The organism is Odoribacter sp. AF15-53, from assembly GCF_003479425.1.
Taxonomy (GTDB): Bacteria; Bacteroidota; Bacteroidia; order Bacteroidales; family Marinifilaceae; genus Butyricimonas.
On record NZ_QUHC01000009.1, the window covers coordinates 112,516 to 137,497 of the forward strand.

17 protein-coding genes and 1 pseudogene are annotated in these 24,982 nt (G+C 38.9%); 16 read left to right on the forward strand and 2 right to left on the reverse strand.

The features are described from left to right. Positions 1-457: 457 nt before the first annotated feature. From DWW52_RS16520 to DWW52_RS16575, 12 genes are all read left to right on the forward strand, one after another. Complete coding sequence (locus tag DWW52_RS16520) at positions 458-2,785, forward strand: GH92 family glycosyl hydrolase (RefSeq protein ID WP_118716569.1); 2,328 nt, start codon at positions 458-460, stop codon at positions 2,783-2,785. After that, complete coding sequence (locus DWW52_RS16525; RefSeq protein WP_118716570.1) at positions 2,782-3,555, forward strand: basic secretory protein-like protein; 774 nt, start codon at positions 2,782-2,784, stop codon at positions 3,553-3,555. Before DWW52_RS16520 ends, DWW52_RS16525 begins: the two co-directional genes overlap by 4 nt. Positions 3,556-3,628: 73 nt before the next feature. Continuing rightward, complete coding sequence (locus DWW52_RS16530) at positions 3,629-5,905, forward strand: GH92 family glycosyl hydrolase (RefSeq protein WP_118716571.1); 2,277 nt, start codon at positions 3,629-3,631, stop codon at positions 5,903-5,905. Positions 5,906-6,091: 186 nt separating this feature from the next. Further along, entirely contained in the window at positions 6,092-7,018 is a 927-nt protein-coding gene (locus tag DWW52_RS16535; protein ID WP_118716590.1) for an ABC transporter ATP-binding protein, read from the forward strand. Between the two features lie 8 nt (positions 7,019-7,026). Next, entirely contained in the window at positions 7,027-9,333 is a 2,307-nt protein-coding gene (locus tag DWW52_RS16540; protein ID WP_118716572.1) for a Gldg family protein, read from the forward strand. Between the two features lie 157 nt (positions 9,334-9,490). After that, positions 9,491-10,057: an RNA polymerase sigma factor gene (locus DWW52_RS16545; protein ID WP_158582642.1), complete on the forward strand. Its 567-nt coding sequence runs from the start codon at positions 9,491-9,493 to the stop codon at positions 10,055-10,057. Between the two features lie 62 nt (positions 10,058-10,119). Further along, positions 10,120-11,229 carry a FecR family protein gene (locus DWW52_RS16550; RefSeq protein WP_118716574.1) on the forward strand — a complete coding sequence of 370 codons (1,110 nt, stop codon included), beginning with the start codon at positions 10,120-10,122 and terminating at the stop codon, positions 11,227-11,229. Between the two features lie 100 nt (positions 11,230-11,329). Next, entirely contained in the window at positions 11,330-14,788 is a 3,459-nt protein-coding gene (locus DWW52_RS16555) for a SusC/RagA family TonB-linked outer membrane protein (RefSeq protein WP_233556951.1), read from the forward strand. Between the two features lie 17 nt (positions 14,789-14,805). Beyond that, complete coding sequence (locus tag DWW52_RS16560) at positions 14,806-16,302, forward strand: RagB/SusD family nutrient uptake outer membrane protein (protein WP_118716575.1); 1,497 nt, start codon at positions 14,806-14,808, stop codon at positions 16,300-16,302. A 17-nt stretch (positions 16,303-16,319) separates the two neighbouring features. After that, a complete protein-coding gene (locus DWW52_RS16565) occupies positions 16,320-17,015 on the forward strand; it encodes a DUF4843 domain-containing protein (RefSeq protein WP_118716576.1) in 696 nt (231 codons plus the stop codon). Between the two features lie 16 nt (positions 17,016-17,031). Next, positions 17,032-18,615, forward strand: coding sequence for a PKD-like family lipoprotein (locus DWW52_RS16570; RefSeq protein ID WP_118716577.1), 1,584 nt, complete (start codon positions 17,032-17,034; stop codon positions 18,613-18,615). Between the two features lie 101 nt (positions 18,616-18,716). Then, positions 18,717-20,105 carry an alpha-L-fucosidase gene (locus DWW52_RS16575; protein WP_118716592.1) on the forward strand — a complete coding sequence of 463 codons (1,389 nt, stop codon included), beginning with the start codon at positions 18,717-18,719 and terminating at the stop codon, positions 20,103-20,105. Between the two features lie 44 nt (positions 20,106-20,149). Here DWW52_RS16575 and DWW52_RS16580 read toward each other — a convergent pair. Further along, positions 20,150-20,260, reverse strand: a pseudogene (locus tag DWW52_RS16580) (transposase); the annotation flags it as partial. A 667-nt stretch (positions 20,261-20,927) separates the two neighbouring features. Between DWW52_RS16580 and DWW52_RS16585 the strand changes: the two are divergent. Together DWW52_RS16585 and DWW52_RS16590 are read left to right on the forward strand one after the other, a co-directional pair. Next, on the forward strand, positions 20,928-21,512 hold the full coding sequence (locus DWW52_RS16585) for an RNA polymerase sigma-70 factor (protein WP_118716578.1): 585 nt from the start codon (positions 20,928-20,930) through the stop codon (positions 21,510-21,512). A gap of 51 nt (positions 21,513-21,563) precedes the next feature. Then, positions 21,564-22,082, forward strand: coding sequence for an aromatic acid exporter family protein (locus tag DWW52_RS16590; protein ID WP_118716579.1), 519 nt, complete (start codon positions 21,564-21,566; stop codon positions 22,080-22,082). A gap of 2 nt (positions 22,083-22,084) precedes the next feature. Here DWW52_RS16590 and DWW52_RS21060 read toward each other — a convergent pair whose 3' ends face one another. Beyond that, positions 22,085-22,255: a hypothetical protein gene (locus tag DWW52_RS21060; RefSeq protein WP_158582643.1), complete on the reverse strand. Its 171-nt coding sequence runs from the start codon at positions 22,253-22,255 to the stop codon at positions 22,085-22,087. A 260-nt stretch (positions 22,256-22,515) separates the two neighbouring features. Between DWW52_RS21060 and DWW52_RS16595 the strand changes: the two genes are divergently transcribed. Together DWW52_RS16595 and DWW52_RS16600 are read left to right on the forward strand one after the other, a co-directional pair. Next, entirely contained in the window at positions 22,516-23,604 is a 1,089-nt protein-coding gene (locus DWW52_RS16595) for a hypothetical protein (protein WP_148315390.1), read from the forward strand. A gap of 107 nt (positions 23,605-23,711) precedes the next feature. Next, positions 23,712-24,869 carry a FecR family protein gene (locus DWW52_RS16600; protein WP_118716581.1) on the forward strand — a complete coding sequence of 386 codons (1,158 nt, stop codon included), beginning with the start codon at positions 23,712-23,714 and terminating at the stop codon, positions 24,867-24,869. Positions 24,870-24,982 lie beyond the last annotated feature (113 nt).

The following is a 24,982-nucleotide window of genomic DNA, read 5'->3' on the forward strand; positions in this document are numbered from 1 at the left end:
TGTGGAATGGGACATGGGAGATTATTACCTTGTGAAATGACGGGTACTGCTATGGCATTAAGCTATCTTTGCTCGTGATTTCATAGAGATTCGATTATAAGTTCATTTAGACCACGGAGCATTCATCCTGCATTCATCCAGCATTCACCTTCGATTAAATTGATTTTTAATACGGTTATGTTTGAAATATGGGTGTGTCGTGTAGTATATTTGTTATATGGAGAAATAGGTTCGGATGTCCCGAGAGGAGGGAGAAGGCATAGTTGAAAACTGGCGGAGATTAAAGCAAATGCGATCGGAATCTTGTATTTCATATTGCGCTTGTTATTAAGATAAACGAGTGATTTTATATTTTTGTTTAAATTGTAGTGATTGTTTTTTTTACATTTGTTTTCACTCGTTGAGAGAATCAAGGTGTCATTATATATAGTGTTGATATATTTAAATAAATAAGTGTATGAATTTGAGTGTACTGTTATTATGTTTGAGTGCAGTGTTTCCCGGAAAGGATGGAAAAAAGAATCCTGCAGATTACGTTAATCCTTTTATTGGAACAAAGAGCATGGGACACACGTTTCCTGGGGCCTGCGTGCCGTTTGGGGCTGTTCAATTGAGCCCTGATACAGAGAATGTTCCGCATAACATTGATGGCGTTTATCAAAAAGAGGCTTATCGTTATTGTGCTGGATACCAGTATGATGATCCAACAATTATTGGGTTTAGCCACACGCATTTGAGTGGAACCGGACATTCGGATTTAGGGGATATTCTTTTAATGCCAACGGTTGGGGATTTGAAATTGGTACCTGGTACAGCAGAAAAGCCAGAAGAAGGGTATCGTTCTCGTTTTTCACATGAAATGGAAAAAGCTTCGCCCGGATACTATGAAGTGAAGTTGCAAGATTACAATGTAAAAGTGCAGTTGACGGCAACGGAACGTGTTGGTGTACATAAATATACCTATCCGATGGGAACAAAAGAGGGGCATGTGATTGTGGATTTATTACATGGTATATACAATTATGATGGCAAGGTGCTTTGGGCCAATTTGAGGGTGGAGAATGATACTTTGTTGACCGGTTATCGAATAACCCGGGGGTGGGCAAGAACGAATTACACGTATTTTGTTATAACCTTTTCCAAACCGATTCGAAATTACGGGCATGAGAACTTTGAGGATGTAAAATATCAAGGTTTTTGGAGACGTTTTAATGTGAAAGATAATTTTCCGGAAATGGGAGGCCGTGGAATTGTGGCGTTCTTTGATTTTGATTTAGCGGAAGATCCGGAATTGGAAGTGAAAGTGGCTCTTTCGTGTGTGAGTACGGAGGGTGCTTTAAAAAACCTGGAGGTAGAAACGTCTGGAAAGAATTTTGATGTACTTGTTGCAGAGGCAAAAGACAAATGGAATAAAGAATTGTCAGTAATTGAGGCGCAAGGAAATGATAATCAATTGGCGATGTTGTATACGTCATTGTATCACACGATGATAAACCCTTCTGTTTACATGGATGTGGATGGTCGCTACCGGGGCGTGGATCATATGATTCATCAAGCGGATGGTTTTACAAATTATACGGTATTCTCATTGTGGGATACATTTCGTGCCTTACACCCGTTGTTTAATGTGCTGAACCGAGATCGGAATCAAGATATGGTGAAATCCATGTTGGAACATTACCAACAGAGTGTGCATAAAGCTTTGCCTGTCTGGTCGCATATGGGAAATGAGAATTGGTGTATGATTGCTTATCATGGTGTTGCGGTGGTTGCTGATGCTTTGGCAAAAGGAATAGATGTGGATAATGCGTTGGCTTTGGAGGCTATGAGAAATAGTGCGAATGTGTTGTATTATCAAGATACTAAAGATTACGTGGAGAAAGGATATGTGCCTGTTGATAAGGATGGTAGTGGAGCATCAATTACCTTGGAAAATGCTTATGACGATTGGACCATTTATCAGACGGCCAAAAGGCTTGGAAAACAAAAAGTGATGGTAGAATACGAGAAACGGGCATTGAATTATCGGAATTTATTTGACGAACGTTTGGGATTTGTACATCCTCGTTTATCTGATGGAAGTTGGAAGGAGCCGTTTGATCCGTTGAATACACACGGGGAAGGGTTTATCGAAGGAAATTCATGGAACTATTCATTTCATGTCCCGCATGATGTGAATGGTTTGATTCACCAAATGGGAGGAGAGAAGCGCTTTACAGAGAGGTTGGATAGCTTGTTCACGATGCTCCTTCCTGAGAAGTATTATGCTGATACCGAAGATATAACGGAGGAAGGATTGATGGGAAATTATGTCCATGGTAATGAACCGAGCCACCATGTGTTATATTTATATGCGTGGACCTCTCAACCGTGGAAAACCCAGTATCGAGTTCGAGAGGTGATGAATCGTATGTATCGGAACAAAATTGACGGATTGTGTGGAAATGATGATTGTGGGCAAATGTCTGCTTGGTATATATTTTCAGCTTTAGGCTTTTATCCCGTATGTCCCGGAACAGATCAATACGTGTTGGGTGCCCCTTACCTGCCTTACATGAAAGTGCGTTTAGAAAACGGAAATTTGTTTGAGGTGCGTGCCGCGAAGGTAAGCGATAAGAATCGTTATGTGAAGTCTGTAAAATTGAATGGGAAACCCTACGAGAAGGCCTATATTACGCAACAAGATATTCAAGCCGGTGGAGTGTTGGAATTTGAAATGGATAGCAAGCCTAATCGTAACAGGATTTATAAAGAAGATAACAAACCTTATTCTTTGACACGATGAACGAGAAAATAATAGTATGGTTATGTGTTTTGGGAATCATGTATTCCTGTGGTTCTCATAAAGGAAAGCGAGTAGAAGGAAACCCTTGGTCTAGTTATGACGTGGGACGAGTTGAATTTAAAAATCTTTCTCCGGAAACAGATGGAGCAAAATTGTATGCGAAAATTGTATCGAATCCGGAACAATTTATTCAAGAGTGTGCGAGACAAGTGTTGAATACATTGTATTTTTCGCCGAAAGACAGTATTCCTAAAATAGAATTAATAACCTATATATTGAAATCGTATAATGGAATATCTGAAAAAAGCGGGACCCCTCCGGCAATAACAATTGCTTACAGTACGGATTGGATTGAAAAGAGTTATAAGGATGATATGGAGGCATTGATTTTAGAAAATCGAGGAGTACTTTGGCATGAATTGACTCATGGTTTTCAATTGGAGCCTCAAGGTATTGGAACTTATGGTACAAACAAAACGTTCTGGGCTTTTATAGAAGGGATGGCTGATGCCGTTCGTTATGTGAATGGAGGGTTTACTTTAGCAGATAGACCGAAAGGTGGACATTATATGGATGGCTATCGTACCACAGGTTTTTTCTTGGCGTGGTTGATGCAAACGAAAGATTCGGATTTCTTGCGTAAATTCAATAATAGTACGTTGCATGTTATTCCATGGTCATTTAAAGAGGCAATCCGCTATTCTCTGGGGGAAGAGTATGATATAGACACGTTATGGGAAGAGTATTTGGTTGCTATGGGAGATAAGTAAATTTTTATTTTGAACGGAATTGAAAACGTAAAATTGTAATTTGATAGATAATGAAACATCATGTATTAGTTGTATGTGTTTTTGTGTTTTTGTGTTTTTGTGTCTCGTGGCAGGATATCCTGCACGAGCACAATCTCTTTTTGAGCCGGAGGAGTATGTTAACCCGTTGATGGGAACAGAATCTTCGTTCGAATTGTCGACAGGAAATACTTATCCGGCAATAGCTCGTCCGTGGGGGATGAATTTTTGGATGCCACAAACAGGTAAGATGGGAGACGGTTGGGCCTACGTGTACACGGCAAATAAAATACGTGGTTTTAAACAAACACACCAGCCGAGTCCGTGGATTAATGACTATGGTCAGTTTTCATTGATGCCTGTTGTTGGACATCCTGAATTTGATCAAGACAAGCGAGCCAGTTGGTTTTCTCACAAAGGAGAGCTTGCCAAACCTTATTATTATAAAGTTTATTTGGCCGATTATGATGTGGTTACGGAGTTTACAACGACCGAACGGGCGGCTCTTTTTTGTTTTACGTTTCCAGAGAGCGATCGCTCTTACGTGGTTGTGGATGCTTTTGATAGAGGGTCGTTCGTGAAGATTGTAGGCAATAATCGGATTGAAGGCTACACGACTCGAAATAGTGGAGGAGTTCCTGGTAATTTTAAAAATTATTTTGTTATAGAATTTGATAAACCTTTTGATTACAAACACACTTTTGCTGACGGGAAATTAAGCGATGATTTGGAGCAACTGTCTCAACATGTTGGAGGTGTAATCGGATTTCGTACAAAGAAAGGTGAAAAAGTACATGCTCGAGTGGCCTCCTCTTTTATTAGTTTGGAACAAGCGGAACGTAATTTGAAAGAATTGGGAAACGATGATTTTCAAACGTTAGTTGCTAAAGGGAAGAAAGAATGGAACCGTGTGTTGAGTGTCATACAAGTGGAAGGAGGTACTCTAGATCAGTATCGGGTATTCTATTCTTGTTTATATCGATCTGTACTCTTCCCTCGGAAATTTTATGAATTGGATGCTGACGGTAATGTCATGCACTACAGTCCTCATAATGGTCAAGTGCTACCCGGATATTTCTATACGGATACCGGTTTTTGGGATACATTCCGTTGTTTGTTTCCCCTATTGAATTTGGTCTACCCGTCCCAGAATAAAGAGATGCAGGAGGGGTTGATTAATACGTATAAAGAGAGCGGCTTCTTTCCGGAATGGGCGAGTCCTGGTCACCGGGGATGCATGGTGGGTAATAATTCGGCCTCAGTTCTAGTGGATGCCTATTTGAAAGGAGTCCGTGTGGACGACGTGGAGACCTTGTTCGAAGGGTTGTTACATGGCACGAATCACGTACATCCAAAAGCATCTTCAACGGGTCGTTTGGGATATGAATATTATAACCGTTTAGGATATGTACCTTACAATGTGGGTATTAATGAAAGTGCCGCTCGAACGTTAGAGTATGCCTACGATGATTGGTGTATTTATCGCTTGGCGAAAGAGTTGGGACGTCCGGAGAAGGAAATGAAACTTTTTGCAGAACGGGCAATGAATTATAAAAATTTGTTCGATCCTGAAACCAAATTGATGCGAGGGAAAAATCAAGATGGTACGTTCATGGCACCTTTCTCTCCGTTAAAGTGGGGTGATGCTTTTACAGAGGGGAATAGTTGGCATTATACGTGGTCGGTATTCCACGATCCTCAAGGATTGATTGACCTGATGGGGGGAAAAGAGATTTTTGTTCAAATGTTGGATTCTGTATTTGCCGTACCACCCTTGTTTGATGAAAGCTATTATGGAGGAGTGATTCATGAAATTCGTGAAATGACGGTGATGAATATGGGAAACTATGCTCACGGGAACCAGCCGATACAGCATATGATCTATTTGTATAATTATGCGAGGCAACCATGGAAAGCTCAATACTGGCTTCGTGAGGTGATGAATCGGATGTACACTCCGGGACCGGATGGTTATTGCGGGGATGAGGATAATGGGCAAACATCTGCTTGGTATGTATTCTCTGCTATGGGTTTTTATCCCGTTTGTCCGGGGACAGATCAATATGTGTTGGGAACACCACTTTTCCCGAAAGTGACACTTTCATTAGAGAATGGAAAAGAGGTGGTGATTTCTGCACCTCGGGTAAGCGACACATATCGTTACGTGGATCAAATTAAATTGAATGGTCGAAAATACACGAAAAACTATCTTACACATAAAGATTTGCTGCGAGGTGGTCGACTTGACATACAGATGAGCGATCAACCCAATAAACAACGAGGAACAAGAGATGATGATCTTCCGTATTCTTTTTCTTTAGAGAGAGAATAGTTCTAAAAATGATATAGATTACCCGGGGATGCTTGTTTAAGGAGCGTTTCCGGGTAATTTATTTTTAACAATAATCTTAAATTTTTCATAAAATCGATTTTGGAATAACACAAATTAAATATTGATCCACCTTATCTGTGAAATCGCAAATTTGTTACAAAGATTATGAATGTTAATGATAAATTTATGGAAGAACCTATTTTAAGAATTGAACATTTGTCTCATCGTTATAATATTCAATGGGCGGTAAGAGATATTAGTTTTGAGATTCCCAAACGGGGCATCTATGGTTTGTTGGGTTCCAATGGAGCGGGGAAATCGACCACAATGAATATTATTAGTGGGGTGATAAAACAAACAGAAGGCTCTGTTTTCATCAAAGGTATTGATGCTCGAAAACGACCTGTTGATGCAAAGCGACACATTGGCTTTTTACCGCAGAAACCGCCGTTGTATGGTGATTTGACTGTAGAAGAATTTTTATATTATTCAGCCCGGTTGCGTTGGGTTCCTGCTAATATGTTGAAATCTGCTGTCGAGGATGTTTTAGTTCGCTGTGGAATTGCACATTTCCGGAAACGTCTGATAAAAAATCTTTCCGGTGGCTACCAACAGCGTGTTGGTATTGCGCAAGCCATCATACATAAACCTGAAATCGTAATATTTGATGAACCCACCAATGGATTGGACCCGAATCAAATCATGGAAGTTCGTCACTTGATAAAGGATATTGCTCAAGAGCGAACAATTATTCTTTCTACACATATATTGACGGAAGTGCAAGCAACTTGTGATAATATTATGATGATCGAGCAAGGTAAACTTGTTTTTATGGGAACTGTGGATGAATTTGATAATTACATCGCACCCAACACCATTTATCTTAGAATGGGAAATCCTCCAACCGTAGAAGAGTTGGCTAAAGTGGAAAACGTACAAGGAGTAGAAGATCTTGGCGATAGAAAATTTCGTGTACGCTTTGAGAATGCCCAAGAAGCAATGGATAGCATTGTAAAACAGAGTGTGGTTCATGATTGGCATTTGTCAGAAATTCGAGTAGAAAAAACTTCTTTGGATAAAATATTTTCAGAATTGTCTAAAAAAATACAATAAGTTGAGTTATGTTTAAAATGATATGGAATATAGCGAAAACGGAGATGCAAATGTTGTTCTATTCTCCTGTCGCGTGGTTTATTTTGGTCGCTTTTGGCATACAAGCCGGAATGCAATTTGTCGATCAGCTTCAAAATACAGTACATTCCCAAGAGATGGGGTATATACCTTACGGGTGTACTCAACGCCTTTTTTCTGTTTATTGGGGAGGAGTTTTTGTGATTATGCAAAAATATCTTTATTTCTACATTCCACTTTTAACGATGGGATTAGTTAGTAAGGATATAAGCAGTGGAGCGATTCGATTGTTGTATTCGTCTCCGATTACCAATTTCCAGATTATTGTGGGTAAATTCTTCTCCATGATGATCTATGGTCTTTTAATGATAGGTCTTCTTTTCTTGTTCGTTTTATGTAGCTGGGGATTTGTAAAAGATTTTGATTTGCCTTTGGTTTTGACCGGATTGTTAGGATTGTATTTATTGATTTGTGCCTATGCTGCGATTGGTGTTTTTATGTCCTCGCTGACCTCCTATCCTATCGTTGCAGCCATTGGAACATTGGCTGTTTTGATGATTTTAAACATGATTGGAGGATGGTGGCAAGAATATGATTTGGTACGTGACGTAACTTATTGGTTGGCCATCTCCGGGCGATGTGATGAGTTCGTGAGAGGATTGATATGTAGTGAGGATTTGCTTTATTTTATTATTGTGATTGTGTTGTTTTTGGCACTGACAATTATTAGACTAAATGCTGTACGTCAAAAAGTAAGATTCTCTATCACGTTAAGTAAAAATTTAGGAGTGATATTTTTAAGTTGTTTTTTGGGGTATCTTTCTTCTCTTCCTTCTTTGAAAGTGTACTCGGATGTAACGGCAACAAAGCAGAATACATTGACACCGAATAGCCAGGAAATTGTGGCAAAGTTGGATGGAGGAGTAACTATTACTACTTATATCAATGTACTTGAACCGAGTGGTTCTTGGTTTGCTGCCTATAATTTTTTGAAACCGGACATGGAACGTTTTGAGCAATATATGCGTTTTAAACCGGATATGAAATTGAAGTACGTATATTATTATGACACAACGGCAAATTCAAATTTGGATCGCCAATTCCCGGGCAAGTCTTTGCGGGAAAAGATGTGTGAGGTATGTAAAATATACGGTTTGGATTCAAATCGATTTATGAGTCCGGAAGAAATTCGAGCTAAAATTGATTTATCTGGAGAAAATAATACTTTTGTACGCCAAATTGTACGAGAAAACGGAGAAAAAGCATGGTTGCGAATTTATAACGATATGCAACGTTTTCCGAGTGAACGAGAAATTTCGGCAGCTTTTAAACGGATGGTTATGAAACTTCCAATTGTGGGGATGTTGGGAGGACATGGAGAACGTAGTTTGATTGGAGGAAAAGATAGAGATTACAGTTTATTTGCAAATGAAAAAACATTCCGTAGTGCTTTAATGAATCAAGGATTTGATGTACAATCAGTCTCGTTGACGCATGCTGTTCCTGAAGATATCAATATTATCGTGATATCCGATATGCGTGAGTGGCTGACTTCAGAAGAAGAGGCTAATTTGCAACAATATATCGATCGCGGGGGAAATTTATTTATTTTAGGAGAACCGAAGCGTAGAGAAATTATGAATCCTCTTTTTGCAAAATTTGGTTTTGAACTGACGAACGGATTATTGGTTAAGCGAGATTCAAACCTACAAGCGGATGTCATTCTTTCTCGTGTAACCCGAGAGGCAGTTGATAACATTTCTTATGAATTCGAAGTAATGGCAAGTCGCCATTGGGTGTTATCAACTCCAAGCGTTGCCGGTTTAGAACAAATTGCTGATAAAGGTTATAAAGTAATACCCATGTTTAAAACAGATTCCACTGGTGTGTGGAATGAGTTGGAAACAACAGATTTTGTTGATGATGTTGTTCGTTTGAATCCGGAGGTAGGAGAACAAGAAAAGCAATATGCGACAGTGGTTGCTTTGTCGAGAAAACAGAATGGTAAAGAACAAAAAATCATTTTGACTGGAGATGCGGATTGTATCAGTAACGGAGAATTCGGACGAAGAATACTTCGAGCACAGGCATCTAATTACACCTTAATAACAGGAGGTTTCTATTGGTTGTCAGATGGAGAAGTTCCTATTGATATCAGGCGTCCAGACTTACCTGATGATCATGTATATGTGAGTGGAAGCTGTTTCAAAATGATAAAATGGTTATTTGTGGCATTGTTGCCGATACTGTTGGTTTTTGGTGGTATGTTTGTTTGGATTCGTCGCAAGGGAAGATAAAACATCATTTTTGTGAATGAAACAAGTGGTCGAAAACTCCGATCACTTGTTTTGCTATATACCATTTTATATCTTTAATGAGTTGATTTCTTTAGCTTTTCTTTTTTTTTTCCTACATTTGCTCGCCTCTAATTGAATTAATATGGACGAACAGAATGTGATAAAAGAGTTTATTGCTGGGGATGTCAAGGCGTTCGAGAAGATATTTTATAATTATTCTCGCGAATTATATTTTGTAGCTTTGGGATTATGTCGAGATCAAGCACTTGCTGAAGATGCCGTGCAGGAGTGTTTTGTTTATTTGTGGTCTCATCGAACTCAACTCAACATCACAAAGTCGTTTGAAAATTATTTGGTAACAATGGTTAAAAATTTGATACTTAATCATTTGAGGCATTTACGAGTGGCGGCTGATAGAGAGGAAGATATTGTTCGGGAAATTGTATTTGCAAACACAGAAGAAGAAGAAGATTTTTCATCAAAACTGGATGTGGTTAGAGAATTAATAGATTCGTTACCGGAGTCTTGCCGAAAGGTTTTTGTAATGACGGTTATTGAGGGAAGCAGTTATGCTGATACGGCTAAAAATTTAGGAATAGCTGTCAATACAGTGAAATCACAGGTACGAATTGCTTACAAGAAAATTCGGGATGCGGTGAAAAATGGAACCGATAATGATGCGTTAGTCATATTATTTTTGCTTTTGTTGAAAAAAATGTTGTAATCTTTTGCACTCTTTCATTGCTCATGCGTGTCTATATAATAGAATAATGACATGGATTTCTTATGAAAACAAATAAAGAATTATTTGATGAGTTATGGAATATATTATATTCGAAGGATAAAAAATTATCGCAAGATATTGATCCGCAAGTAAAAAAGACGTTGGATTGTTTGTATAGTTTTGCCACTCATCCGGAACCGGACTATAAGATGATGTTTCATGAGATAGAAAAAACTTGTGCCTCTCGAAAAGGGTATCGAATTTTACATCTTCTGAAATATGCGGCGATTATAGTTCTCCCCCTATTGTTATGTCTCGGTGGAATCTTTTTCTTGAAAAAAGAGCCCGTAGAGATAGCGATGTCATCGGAAAAACAGCGGGATGCTATTTTCTTGACACTTTCTGATGGTAATGAAATTAATTTGAGCGAAAAACACCAAGAAGGGTGGATTACGGACGACATGGTGAACATTCGTCAGGATAGTGTAGAAGGTTTGGTGTATGAAGAGGGGGAAATTAGAGATACCGTACAGCGTTATAATGTGCTTGAGATTCCCGTTGCAGCAGATTTTCGGTTGAAGTTGTCCGATGGAACAGTGGTTTACTTAAATTCCGGTAGTAAGTTGAAATATCCGGAGGTGTTTAAAGGAACAGAGAGAAACGTGATGTTGGAAGGTGAGGCTTATTTCGAGGTGGTGAGAGACGAGAAGCATCCTTTTAAAGTGACAGTGCATAATGTTGAGGTTGAAGTCTTGGGAACAAGTTTTAACATAAACGCTTACCCGGAGAGGAAAGAGATTCAAACTACTTTGGCACAAGGAAAGGTAAGTGTAACAAATGGTAAAAAGCAAGTGGTGTTGACACCGGGAGAGCAAGCGATATGTACAGATGGAGACATTCGTGTTCGTGAGGTGGATGTGGGGGAGTTTATAAGTTGGAAAAACGGCTTATTTATGTTTAATCGTATGACGTTAAAAGAAATCATGATGCAAATGGAACGTTGGTATGGATTACATGTTATATTCTTTTCTCCGGATATCGAGACGTATACATTTACCGGTGTAATAGATAAAAACTTACCGGCAGAAGAGACTTTTAAAGTAATTGAAAAGGTTGTGGACGTGCATTTTACTTTAAAAGATAAAAATGTTGTTATAACAAAATTGAAATAAAAAATACCGATATCAATTGGTAGCTGCTATCGGTATTGATTTTACAATCCGGCATTACGACAACAATGCCGAAGTTTGTCTAATTTAAAAATTCAAATTTATGAAAAAAAAGCAATTACACGTTGCTCGATCAGGTTTTTTGTTAATAAAAATGCTTCGTGTCATGAAATTAACATTTTTTATTTTGTGTGCGTGTTTGGTACACGTAAGTGCGACAAGTTTTTCGCAGCAGCAAAAAGTGTCGTTAACATGTGAAAATGAATTACTTTCTAGCGTGTTGAAAGATTTGGAAAAACAAACTAGCTTGTACTTCTTTTTTAATGACAATGCGCTAGATGTTGGACGTCGAGTGTCTCTTTCTGTAAAAAATAAGGAATTGGAAGACGTGTTGGGAATGTTGCTGGGAGAAGACTATCAGTGGGAAATTGTAAATAACTTAATTGTTGTTACACGTGCTTCTGTTGAACAAAAAAAGAAAGAGATTCGAATTTGTGGAAAAGTAACAGATGAAAAGAAACAACCTATACCCGGTGTAACGATTTTAGTAAAAGGGTTAACCATAGGAACGGCAACCGATATGGATGGTAAATATGCCTTGACATTGCCGGAAATGAAAGATTTTTCATTGCTTTTTTCATTTTTGGGGATGGAAACTCAAGAGGTTAAATATGCTGGTAGGGATACGATAAATGTTGTAATGCGGGAAGACGTCAAGAAAGTAGAGGAAGTCGTTGTTACGGGATATGCCAATATTCGGAAATCAAGTTTTACGGGGTCGGCTACAACGGTAACACGTGATGAGATTTTAAAAGTGTCTTCTTCTAACCTAATTGGAGCGTTGTCAGTATTTGATCCATCATTAAGATTAGTAAAAAATAATGAAATGGGATCAGACCCGAACACGTTGCCGGAGTTTTACGTTCGTGGACGTTCTGGTATTACAAGTGTAAAAGAGTTGGATGAAATGCAATCGTCTTCTTCCAACGTAACAAGATTCGCTTTGACAAATAATCCGAATACTCCGATTTTCATTTTGGATGGTTTTGAAGTTAGTGTTGAAAAAGTATACGATTATGATATCAACCGAATTGCTAGTATCACCATATTAAAAGATGCGGCAGCTACAGCAATTTATGGTTCTCGTGCTTCAAACGGTGTAATTGTGATAGAGACTGTTGCTCCCTCTCCTGGAGAACTGAAAATAAATTATAATGGAAATTTGTCAATTACCGCCCCGGATCTATCTTCTTATGATTTGATGAATGCAAAGGAGGCTTTAGAGGCTGAAGTCGCCGCGGGATTATTTGATTATGATCCCAATGATACTAGCACTGATGCTCTGTGGCAAATTATGACTAAAAATACGTACTATCTACAAAAATCTAATCTTGTTTCGAAAGGGGTTGATAACTATTGGCTATCGCAACCTTTGCGTACGGAAGTGAATCATAGTCACAGTCTTTATGTAGAAGGGGGAAGTGAAAGCGTTCGTTTTGGAATTGACTTGCGCTACAACAGCCAAAACGGTGTAATGAAAAAATCTTACCGTGATCGAATGGGGGCAGGAATTTCGTTGGATTATCGGTATAAAGGATTTCAAGTGAGAAATCAAGTCTCTTTTGATTTGAATAAATCACAAGATTCTCCATATGGTTCTTTTTCCGACTATGCTCGTCGTCACCCGTATGATAATTGGAAAGATGATGATGGACAATATGTACAAACTCTGCCAACGTATGGATTGACAGGAACAATAGAAAAGAACCCTTTATATGAAGCTCAAATGGGAAGTTTTTCTAGGTCGGGTTATAAAGATTTTACCAACAACTTAACAATCAATTGGTATTTCAACAACTTTTGGCAAATAAAAGGACAGTTGGCATTGAATTATAATATCTCTGATACCGATAAGTTTACCGATCCGGCTTCTGGAATCTATGGTGTGACAGCATCTGCCTTTACTAAAGGAGAACGTAACTTGAGCGAAACGAAAAAATTTGGTTGGAATGTGAATGTATTCACGTCATACAATCAATCCATTCGGAAACATAATATTAATCTTTCCGTGGGACTTAACTTGAAAGAAGATAAGAGTTCGTATGAGTCATCTGCCTATAAAGGGTTTCCAAATGCAAAACGTAATGCAATCTCCTATGCTTACGAAATTGTAGAGAAACCTTCCGTGACAGATAATAAGACTCGTTTGCTTGGATTTTTTACCACGTTGAACTATAGTTATAATGATATTTACCTGTTTGATCTTTCTTTCCGTGCAGATGGTTCTTCTGAATTCGGAAGCGATAAAAAATGGGGGCCCTTCTGGTCTTCCGGTTTTGGAATTAATGTCCACAATTATACTTTTGCTAAAGATTGGAAATTTTTAGATCAGTTGAAAGTAAAAGCTACTTATGGACAAACCGGTAAATTAAATTTTCCGCCCTATGCAGCACGCCATTCATTTGAAATCAAGTTGGATCAGTGGTATCCGACAGGAATCGGTGCAAGCTTGATGGCGATGGGAAATGATCAATTGACTTGGGAAAAAACGCTTTCTTGGGATTTAGGTTTGGAAGCTGGAGTTTTGGGTGGAATATTATACGGACGCATTGGCTGGTATAATAGAAAAACAATAGACGGGATCACGGATGTATCTTTGCCCGCTTCTGCCGGTTTTCCTAGTTACAAAGATAATGCCGGAGAAATCCAAAACCGGGGAATGGAATTTTACTTAAATGTAAAACCCTACACTTCAAAGAACTTAGATGTAGTCTTGTTCGCCTCTCTTTCGCATAATAAGAACAAGATATTGAAATTATCCAAAGCTTTAGAAGAATATAATGATCGTGTAGATGAGCATTTTAGAAAATATGTAAATGCAAACCCGAACTCACAATTGACAAGTATGTTGGGAACGTTGGATAATAATAAGAAATACTCTAAACCGGTCATGAAATACGAGGTAGGAAACTCTACGACCTCTATTTATGGAATGAAATCATTGGGTATAAATCCTGCGGATGGACAAGAAATTTATTTGATGCGTGATGGAACAATTACCTATAATTGGGATACTTATGAACAGCAAAAAATTGGTGATACAGAACCTTGGGGAAATGGGTCTTTGGGATTAAACGTGCGTTTTTTGAATTTTACTCTTTACACCACATTTACTTTTGAATTTGGTGGTGATCAATACAATCAAACCTTGGTAGACAACGTCGAGAATGTAAATTTGTGGAGATACAATGCTGATCGACGCGTGCTCTCTCAACGTTGGCAAAACCCGGGTGATGTAACTTCTTTGAAATCATTGAAAGATCGTTACTACGTTACTCGCCCGACATCTCGATTCGTTCAAAAAAATAATACCTTGACATTTAATTCATTGAATGTCGGATATGATTTTAACCGTGATCTAGTTCGACGTATTGGTTTCGATATGTTAAGGCTTCAATTTAGTATGAATGATATTACCACTATTTCCTCTATTAAACGAGAAATGGGGTTAAGTTATCCGTTTGCCAGAACTTTCACATTCACGTTAAACGCAAGTTTCTAATCTAAATATAATATGAAATGAAAACAAAAATATCAATAGCGTGTTTGTTATCCATAAGTATTTTAACTTCATGCAATGACTGGTTGGACATAAAATCCGACAACGTGTTGCTTCAAGAAGAAATCTTTGGAGATTATACGGGAGTACAAATGGCTGTAAATGGCGTCTATGAAGATATCGCTGTAACAGGTTTGTACGGTCAAAATCTAACGTGGGGATTTGCAAGTGCTTTAGCCGGAAATTATCGACAAGATGGATTGCCTACAGAATTGGCAGAGGCCGCTAAATACAATTGGAAGAACTCGAGTGTCCAAAGTGTAACAGAAAATATCTGGGCGAAAGCGTATAATGTAATTGCTAGCTGCAACAATATTATTCAAGAAGTAGAGAAAAAAGATAGTACTTTTTTCAATAATAAAGACATTGAAAAGCAACTGATTTTAGCTGAAATGCACGGCTTGCGAGCTTTGTTACATTTTGATATGTTGCGATTGTTTTGTCCGGTTCCCAGTAATGGAAATATGGAATCGCTAGCGATTCCTTATGTAACCCAATATCCAGATCACCAACCGACTCGGATGACGATGAGTCAAGTACTTGAGAATATCGTCTCGGATATGGAATTTGCTCAACGAGTATTAGGACCTCTAGATACGTTAAAATTTGAATCTTGGACAAAACAACGTCAGCACCGCTTTCCGTGGTCATCTCATGCCATATCTTTGGGAGATGATTTCTTAAACTATCGGGGGACTCGGATGAATTATTGGGGAGCAACTGCGTTGTTAGCTCGTATATATATGTGGATAGGAAATGAGGAGAAAGCCTATAAAAATGCAAATAATATAAAACAATTCGTTGATGCAGGGTGGTTTAAGTGGACTACGGCTAACGGCCATGGAAATCTAGATGCCACTCCGGAATATTCGGATCCGAAACGTTGGGAAGAACTTTGTTTAGGCTTTTATAATCGGGAAAATTTAAACAATTTCGAGTCTGCAGCTACCTATGACTCTTATTTTAAAATGAAAGAGATGGGAAAACTTTTTGGAATGGAAACGAGCGATTATCGTTATAAGGGTTTCTACAATCGTTATAATGGAAATGAACGCTATATTGTGTGGGAACGTCCTATCGCTTCTTCAAATAACACAACGTCACAGGTGACCAATGTTATTAATTATCAATGTCCGGTGATTCCAATAATTCGTTTTACAGAAATGTATCATATTTTGATTGAATGCTTGATCAACCAAAATCATTTGGATGAAGCGAAAACTCTATTTGAGACCTTGCGTATTCAGCGTGGAATCATAGAACGTGCGTTGCCTGATGATGCTGCAAGCTTGAAAGAAAAATTGGTAAATGAAATGATTCGGGAAGGATTGACAGAAGGGCAAACATTTTTTATGTACAAGAGATTGAATCACGATGTCTTTAATGGTGATCGCGATATTCCGATGTCAGCTGAAAAATTCACTGCGGAATATCCCAATAATGAAATATCTTATTAATTGATAGCAAAAGAACTATGAAACGAATATTATTGATATTAGGAATTTTTTGTTTCTTTTCGGCTTGTGAACGAGATCATATCATGAAATATAGTGATAAAGCTTATATCCAATTCACTCGGAGCATGGTTGATTCTGTTGAATTTTCGTTTACATTCCACCCGAATAAAGATACCGTAGAATATGCACTGGGTGTAAAACTAGTTGGCGATCCGGTAGAGTGGGATCGAGAATATCGGGTAACTGTGATTGATGATTATACCACGGCAACTTCTAATCACTACATTTTACCGGAGCGTTGGATTTTGGAGAAAAATGAAATAAGTAGCAACGTGAACATAAAATTCATCCGTACCCCGGACTTGCAAACCACGCCGGTTCGCTTGGCCGTTCGCTTGGAGCCGACCGATGATTTGGCTCTTGGGCAAACTTCTTGTCGTGCTAGAATCCTTTGGATAAACGATATAATTTCAAAACCGGGTTGGTGGAATTCTACAATTGTAAACTCTTATCTGGGTTCCTATTCGGATAAAAAATATCGTCTATTTATTCAGGTTACTGGAATTGGCGAGCTCGATTCGGATGATGCTATAACTTGTCGTTATAACGCATTACTCTTGAGAAAATACCTGAATGAGCAAGAAGAATTGGGTAACACGGTGTACGAGGATGATGACTATACCAAGATGACTGTTTCTGTAATTGGTGGTTAATAAATAGATACAAAAGATGAAAATTGCAACTATATTCTTAGGAATCCTTTTTTTATGGCTGTTAAACGGCTGTTACGAAGATAAAGGAAATTATAATTATGCGGATGTTCGTGAGGTCAAAGTGGACATAAAACCTGAAAACTCGTATACGATATTTGCTTATCTCGGTGAAGAGGTGGAAGTTGAACCTAAATTGACTTTTGAATATTCGACAGATACTCTAGATTATGAATATACCTGGAAGTTAGATACAACAACAATATCTCATGATCGTGTGTTAAAATATACACACCAAGGAGTATGTAAATCATTTACTTTGTATTTGTATGTGACAGATATTCGTTCTGGACAAGTGTATTTCAATAGCACAGCGTTGCAGGTCGATTCTCCATATAAATATGGGTATCTTATTTTGGCAGAAAAAAGAGATGGATCAACCGATTTACACTATTTGAGATTGGAAAAACCAAATGACAAACCCTATTATTATACACCATTCTTAAACCTCTATTCGTCTCTGTTTGCTAATGATCCGTTAGGGAAACGACCTTATTTTATAGCGGAAAACTACACGATAGACAATAGAGGAGGGGATGAATTATTGATCTTTCAGCAAGAGGGAGGATGCATATCTTTGGATGGTAGATTGTTCAATAAAGTGGTATCCTTGGATGAAGAATTTTATGGTGGTTATCCGGCAGGTGTGACACCCCAATATATGGTGTTTGGAAATGTCGTAGATTTGATGGTTGGGAATGATGGAAATGTTTATACTCGCTACATACATCCTCAATCAACACAAGGTAACGGATTTCATTTGACTCGTTTCTTGAACTTGCCGTTCGATTTTGATAAGAAAAATACATATATTGACCAAGTTTTTCAAGTACCTTATTTTTGGAGTGGATTACAATTGATGCATGACAAAACAAACAACCGCTTCGTTGCATTTGCGACGAATACGGATGCAGCTGCCGGAAAGCAAGGTGTTATTGATGATAATTCCTCTGATTACGAAAAATTTATAAATTTGAATAACTTTGGAGAGTTCTCTTTGGTATGGGCAACTTGTGAAGCAACCGCTTATGGTTCTGCAACCTTCAGATGTATTTTCAAAAAAGATTGCGAATATTATGTCCAGAAATTTACTTTGGCAAAGGACTATAATTCTACAACAGTTCGAGTCTCAAATCAAAGTAAATGGAAATTTGACGCATCGGACATCGTTTCAGAGCAAACCGTATACGCCATGTTAGGGAATGGAAATTTTATGTATTTTGCCGAAGGAAAATCGTTGTATTATTGCGAATTTAGAAATGAAGGTAATCGCATACGACAAATTGTGAAAAAAATCCATGATTTTGATCATAACGTCACTCATTTGAGACCGGATTATAACGGAGATCGATTGTTGATTGCCTTGGAAAGTGGAAAATTCTATATCTTCTACACGGTAAATGAAGTGTTAGGATCAGAAAACCCTTGGACTACAGGAAAAATGTACGAATCTCCTGATGACATCGAAATCGGAGAAATTAAACAAGTCATATTTAAATATGGTAATTTTAGCAATGCAGGCGGAAGTGGAGCTCCGTGGTAGTAAAATTGCCGACTTCCAATAAAAATTATTTAATAAAACAAAACGGAGAAGGTGTGTTTCGACACACTTTCTCTTTAAATGTTTGGATTGTAAACATTATGATGAAAAAAATATTTATAATATTTATTGAGCTGATTTCAGTCGTGTATGTAACAGCTCAAAACAAATCGTTATATCAATTGCAACAAGAGTTCGTGAATTTGCGTTTCGGAATGTTTATCCATTTCAACATGCCGACTTATTTTAATGAAGATTGGCCAGATCCCGATGCGGATCCGATGCTTTTTAACCCTGTAAAATTGGATTGTCGGCAGTGGGCGATAGCGGCAAAGACCGCTAAAATGAGTTACGGCTGCTTAACGACAAAACACCATAGCGGTTTTTGTATTTGGAACACGCAAACAACGGACTATAGCGTTATGAGGAGTCCGCTTAAACGAGACGTGGTGAAAGAATTCGTGGAGGCATTTCGAGCAGAAGGGCTTCAAGTGATGCTTTATTATTCGATCCTTGACATGCATGCTCACTTGCGTCCACATCACATTGTTCCGGCACATGTGGAGATGATCAAGCAACAACTTCGTGAACTGCTTACAAATTACGGTGAGATCTCGGCCTTAATTATAGATGGATGGGATGCTCCGTGGTCTCGTATTTCATACGATGAAATCCCTTTTGAAGATATTTATCGTTTTGTAAAATCCATTCAACCTAATTGCTTGGTTATGGATTTGAATGCTGCCAAATATCCTGCCGAAGCGTTGTTCTATACCGACATAAAGTCATATGAACAAGGTGCAGGGCAACATATTTCAAAAGAATCAAATCGATTGCCGGCATTATCTTGTTTCCCTCTGCAGGCTAACTGGTTTTGGAAAGAGAGTTTCCCGACAACGGAAGTGAAAAAAGCTGAACAAATCGTGTATGACAACATCATTCCGATGGGAAACGTGTATTGTAATTTTATATTGAATGTCGCTCCAAACCGGGAAGGACTCATTGACAAAAATGCCTTGAAAGCATTAAAAGAGATTGGAAAACTTTGGAAAAATAATGATCAACAACCTCTATTACCGGAGACAGAAAAACCGATCATTTCTTCTAATATCGCAAAAAATCAACCGACTGAAAGTTCTTGGAGTAGCGATTATGCTATTATGGATTTTGCCAATGACGATAATTTTAATACATGCTGGAACTCGAATGTTAACGTGAAAATACCTTGGTACACTGTAACCTTTGAACGTGAAAAACCTTTTAATATGATTGTTATAACCGATAGAATGAATGATGGTTTGCAAGAATATCGTTTGGAATATCGTGTAAATGGCACATGGAAAACTATTTATGAGGGGAAAGCTCCAGTAGAACATCGTGTAAAGATTCATCGTTTCAAAGAGGTGTGGGGAGATGCTGTACGAATCACGATATTGGAAGCAAGTACGACTCCGTCAATTGCTGAATTTGGCGTTTATTGTGAAAGAGAATAGTTTTTATTGTTGATTATCAAGTACAACTTGAACCCAAAGAATCATCCCATGGAACCTTTTCCATGGGTGGCAAGTCCTTCAAAGGTCTTGTAGATCAGTATCCGTTGGTTACGGCAGACATGAAGCGGGGGCGAATTCGGGAAACTGATCCCTGTCCATTCAAATGTGTCAGATGCTGGCATTTTTATAATAAAACTAAGGGAAATCCTACAGAAATCCTAGGGAAATAATCCCCCTTATTCGAAGCTCATTCGAAGCTTATTCAGAGCTTAGGCATCCCGTAATGCGTGAGCCTCGAATAAACTTTGAATGAGTTCTGTGGGAGTGAGATTATTTGGATTAAATTACTCCTTTATTTCGGTTAGATTTGAGTAATATCACGAAAGTAAATTTCTTAGTCTTTCCGTTAGATATGAGTTCGGGTTACCCCCAAAAAAATGATGATATATCATTTAACACATTATATATCATTGATATTACAAAAAAAGGTATTTTTATTTAGACTGCGATTCTACTTGAAAAGAGATTCTCTTATCCCGAACTTACGTTATTCAGTTTAACAAATTTATTAACGAACGATAGTCAATAAAAATGTGAATATAAAAGATTCTGATTCCTTTTGAAACTTTTCGATGGAATAAATATTAATTGTTGGCAGAGTGTTGCAGAATTTTCAAGGTAGAGCCATTGAAATACTTGGGATATATTCAGGTAATGATCTCCCGTTGGCCTTATTTCCGACTTTTCCCTATTTTTCCGGACACGAGAGTATAAAATATAAAGAGAATCATTATTTTTGCTTTCAATAAGGAAAGGTGGCCTATGCAGGATGAGTTAATTTTGTTTCGGAAAATGCAGGAGGGGGATTGGTGTGCATTCAATTCTTTTTTCGAGTCTTACTCGGAACGGTTATACCTTTACGCGTTAGGTTTTGTCGGGAATCGGGCGGAGGCGGAAGACATCGTGCAGGACACGTTCATTTATTTGTGGGTGAATCGGGCGAAGATTACCCATTCCGGTTCTCTTTACGCTTATCTGAGTCGTTCTGTCAAGAATTCCTGTATTGATCGTAAGCTTCACGCAGAGGTGGAGCAGCGATACCTGCGAGAAATGATGGCTTCCGGGGAGGAATCAAGCGAGGATTCCGAGAATCTTGAAGAATTGTATAGGCGACTGCAAGTTGTGATGGCTAGCTTGCCCCCCAAGTGCAAGGAAATTTTTATTCTAGGATGTGTCGAGGGGTTGAGTTACAAAGATGTGGCCGAACAGTTAGGGGTATCCGTGAATACGGTGAAGACCCAAGTAAAGGTGGCTTACAAGAAAATCAAATCCGAATTCGGTGATCAGCATAAGAATTTCATGTTGATATTATGTAATTCTTTTTTCAGGGAAGATGTAGAGCGTTAGGTTGAAACTTTTCTTCCGGGAGAACGGTAAAAAAGAGTAAATCTGGCTTTTATGAAGTTCAATTTGAAAAAGATATTTCATCCCGTAGATCCTTTAATGGCCTTGGCTAAAGGGGTGGCTGTACTCCTATCTTACCTGGTAGGGGCTTATCTTACCGGCCATTTTCACATGGAATCCCGATGGATGGGAGCTATGTTGGCCACGATTTCAGCCGTGGTTGTGTTGCAAGAGGATGTGAAGACTTCCATCCATCAAGGATGGTTGCGGGTGTTGGGAACATTTATTGGGGCCGTGATCGCTTACATCTATTTGGTTTGTTTCCCTTTCACGCTTTTAGGCATGATTGTTACCGTGTTTTTGTTAGATATCTTATGTATGTTGTTCGGGATTCCGGATAATGGTCGAATGGCTACCATTACTTTGGTTATTATCCTGATTATTTCGCAAATGTCACCTTCGCTCTCGCCTCTTGAAAATGGAGTGCTGCGTTTTAGCGAGGCTACGGTGGGAGCATTGATCGGCATTGCTTTGGCTTGGCTGGTGGAGTTGAAGACGAAGAGGGCCAAGTGAATTTATTTTTCATTTGGTTGTTGTGGGGGCGTGTTTTTCTCTCTCTCTTTTTCTTCTTTTTTCAGTTGTGGTTTATGACCTTTTTGGTGGAGCGGGAGGGCCCAGAAATCAATAATATCCCATTTCCAGAGTAATTCGTCAAGGTTTAATTCGAATAAATTATTGTTCTTCATGTGCGTAAATTTTAGCGTGGTGTTTATTGTTCATTGTTTGTCGATAAAGTTAGAATAAAGATGAACGAATCGGCGTGTAAATGATATAAATCGAACGTGCAAATCGTACAAAATGAATAAAAATAGATATCCCAAATCGTACGAAATGGGCTTGCTGGATGAGTTTTTCGTACGAAATGCACGAACGTGGTGAAATTAATGTAGTTGTATTTCAGGATGTTGTTGTTTATTTTTTTGATATATTTGTGATACGTATGAGTATGCAAACATTGATATCGGTTCTTACGTATCTGTTTCCGGTAATTTCAGCGTTTACTTGTTGCTTGTTGATGATCTTTACGTATAAGGATAGCGTGCGGCGGGAGGAACGTTACTTGAAACGGGTTTTGTGCTTTTTATATCTTTCAGCCGCTTTCGGGTGGCTTTGCGTGATTATTTACGCTTGGTCTCCCAGTTTTTTTGTTTACCTTAACGCGTTATGTTATTTTTCATTTATTGTTTTTTCGGTGATTTTTTATCACGTTGTTTTTTGCTTGACACGGATTGATCGTTCCGAGCGATTTCCTATGCTTCATTACCTGTTGCCCGTCTTGATCCCGGCGGTTCTTCTGGTGTGGAGTTTTTTTATACCTTTTGATGTTCAGGTTGCTATTGTTGCGGAGGATAGCCCGTTGGAAGATAGTTACTTTTGTTTTGCTCGTTTCTTTACTTCCAAGTTGCCGGTTTCTTTCTTGTTTTGTCTTTGTTATACGTTGTTGGGATTATTTCGGCTTTCGCGTTACCAAAAGCGATTGAATGACGAGAAACCTTTCGTTTTGCGTTGGTTGGGAGTGGTGTTGTTTTTGTTTCTGGTTTCATTGTGCATGCCTCTGTTGGCCCCCTTGTTTGCCGAGAGTTACTGGCTTGATTTTATTCCTGTCTTGATTCTTCTGGCGCAATACACGATATTGTCTTATCATATTATTGCCGGGAATTATTCTTTATACCTGATGGAAGATGTTTCATCGGAATTTGTTACGGGTGTTTCTAGGAAGTCGTCTATTTTAGATCGAGGAAAGTTTGAGAAATATATCCAGGAGGAAAAACCTTATTTGAATCCGGACTTGAAAATAACTGATCTGGCGAAATGCCTGCACACGAACCGGACCTATCTGTCGACCTTTATTAATCGTACTTATGGTATGAATTTCAATTGTTATATAAATACATGTCGCCTTCAGGAGTTGAGTGGCCTCTTGAGGAATCCCTTGAATGTAGGAAGTAACATCTCCGACTTGGTGATAGGCGTCGGTTTTGGTTGCTATCATAGTTACCGGCGGGCTAAAAAGCGGTGTGGGGATAGAAAATAATGAGTTTTTGAAAAAAAACTTTTCTTTTTTCACCCTAATTCATGTTCTTCTCGCTTTACGAATAGAAAAATGAAAACAATAACGATGATGCCATTAAAAGAGAGCGTATGAGTACAAAAGACGAGAAAGAATGGTTGAGAGCAATACTGGAAGGAAAAATAAAACCGGGTGATGCGGAATGGGAAAAGGTGTGGAAGGAAGAAGATTTTGCCGGAGTAAGGCGGGTGTTGCGGGATGTCGGGATGATGAAACAGGATGATTTGGTTATGAATCGGGCAAAGATGTGGCGGGTGGTCGAGGGATACCGGGGACAGGGGGAGAGTCGGAAACGTGTTCCCGTGTGGCGTTGGGTGGCGGCGGTGGTTTTACCCTTGATGGTATGTGGAATTTTGTGGTTGATCTCGCGGGAATATCCGGAAGTCGTTTTGGCAGATCGTATTCCCATCATAGAAGCGGGAACACCTCGTGCCGTGTTGATCATGGACAAGGGTGAAAAGATAGACTTGTCGTTGCTTGTAGGCGATACCACGTTGGATAAGGGGAATGTACGAATCCGGCTTGATTCCTCTAAAAGCGTGAGGTACGAACAGGTGATGACAAATTCAACAACGGTTGAATTTAACACGATTGTGGTTCCCCGGAAAGGAGAGTATCAATTGATACTGGCTGATGGGTCGAAAGTGTATCTGAATTCGGAGTCGAGGCTTCGTTTCCCGACTCGTTTTGTCGGGACTGAACGACGGGTGTATTTGGAAGGAGAGGGGTATTTCGAGATCGCAAAGGATGCTTTGATGCCTTTTATCGTGGAAACGGGAGAGTTGGACGTGCGGGTGTTGGGTACGAGCTTTAATGTGAATGCTTATGCCTCGGAAAAGTCTATCCGGACAACGCTTGCAAGTGGACGGGTTCAAGTGAGCGATCGGCTGACCGGACTGGGTGAAATTATTGCGCCGGGAGAACAGGCGGAATGGAGGGACGGATATTTCACCACGAGAGAGGTCGACGTGTCAATTTATACTTCTTGGATCAACGGAAAATTCTATTTTGAAGGGGCCACGCTTGAGGAGATTGCCGCCCAGTTGCAGCGGTGGTATGATATTGAATTTTTCTTTACTTCCGAGAAGTTGAAACATTACGCTTTCGCCGGGGTGATTAATAAAGAATACACGGCAAATAAAATATTCTCGATTATCGAGAAGACGACCCGTGTTAAATTTGATTTGAGCGGTCGAGTGGTGACGGTTCGGGAATCGGCTAGTAGATAAAAGACACCGGGAATTGTGGCAACAATCCCCGGTGTAAAAAGTTTTTCCGAAAGGGACTCGCGATCCCTGAAGGAAGTTTGTTTAACTCTTATTGCAAAAGTATGAAAAAAAAT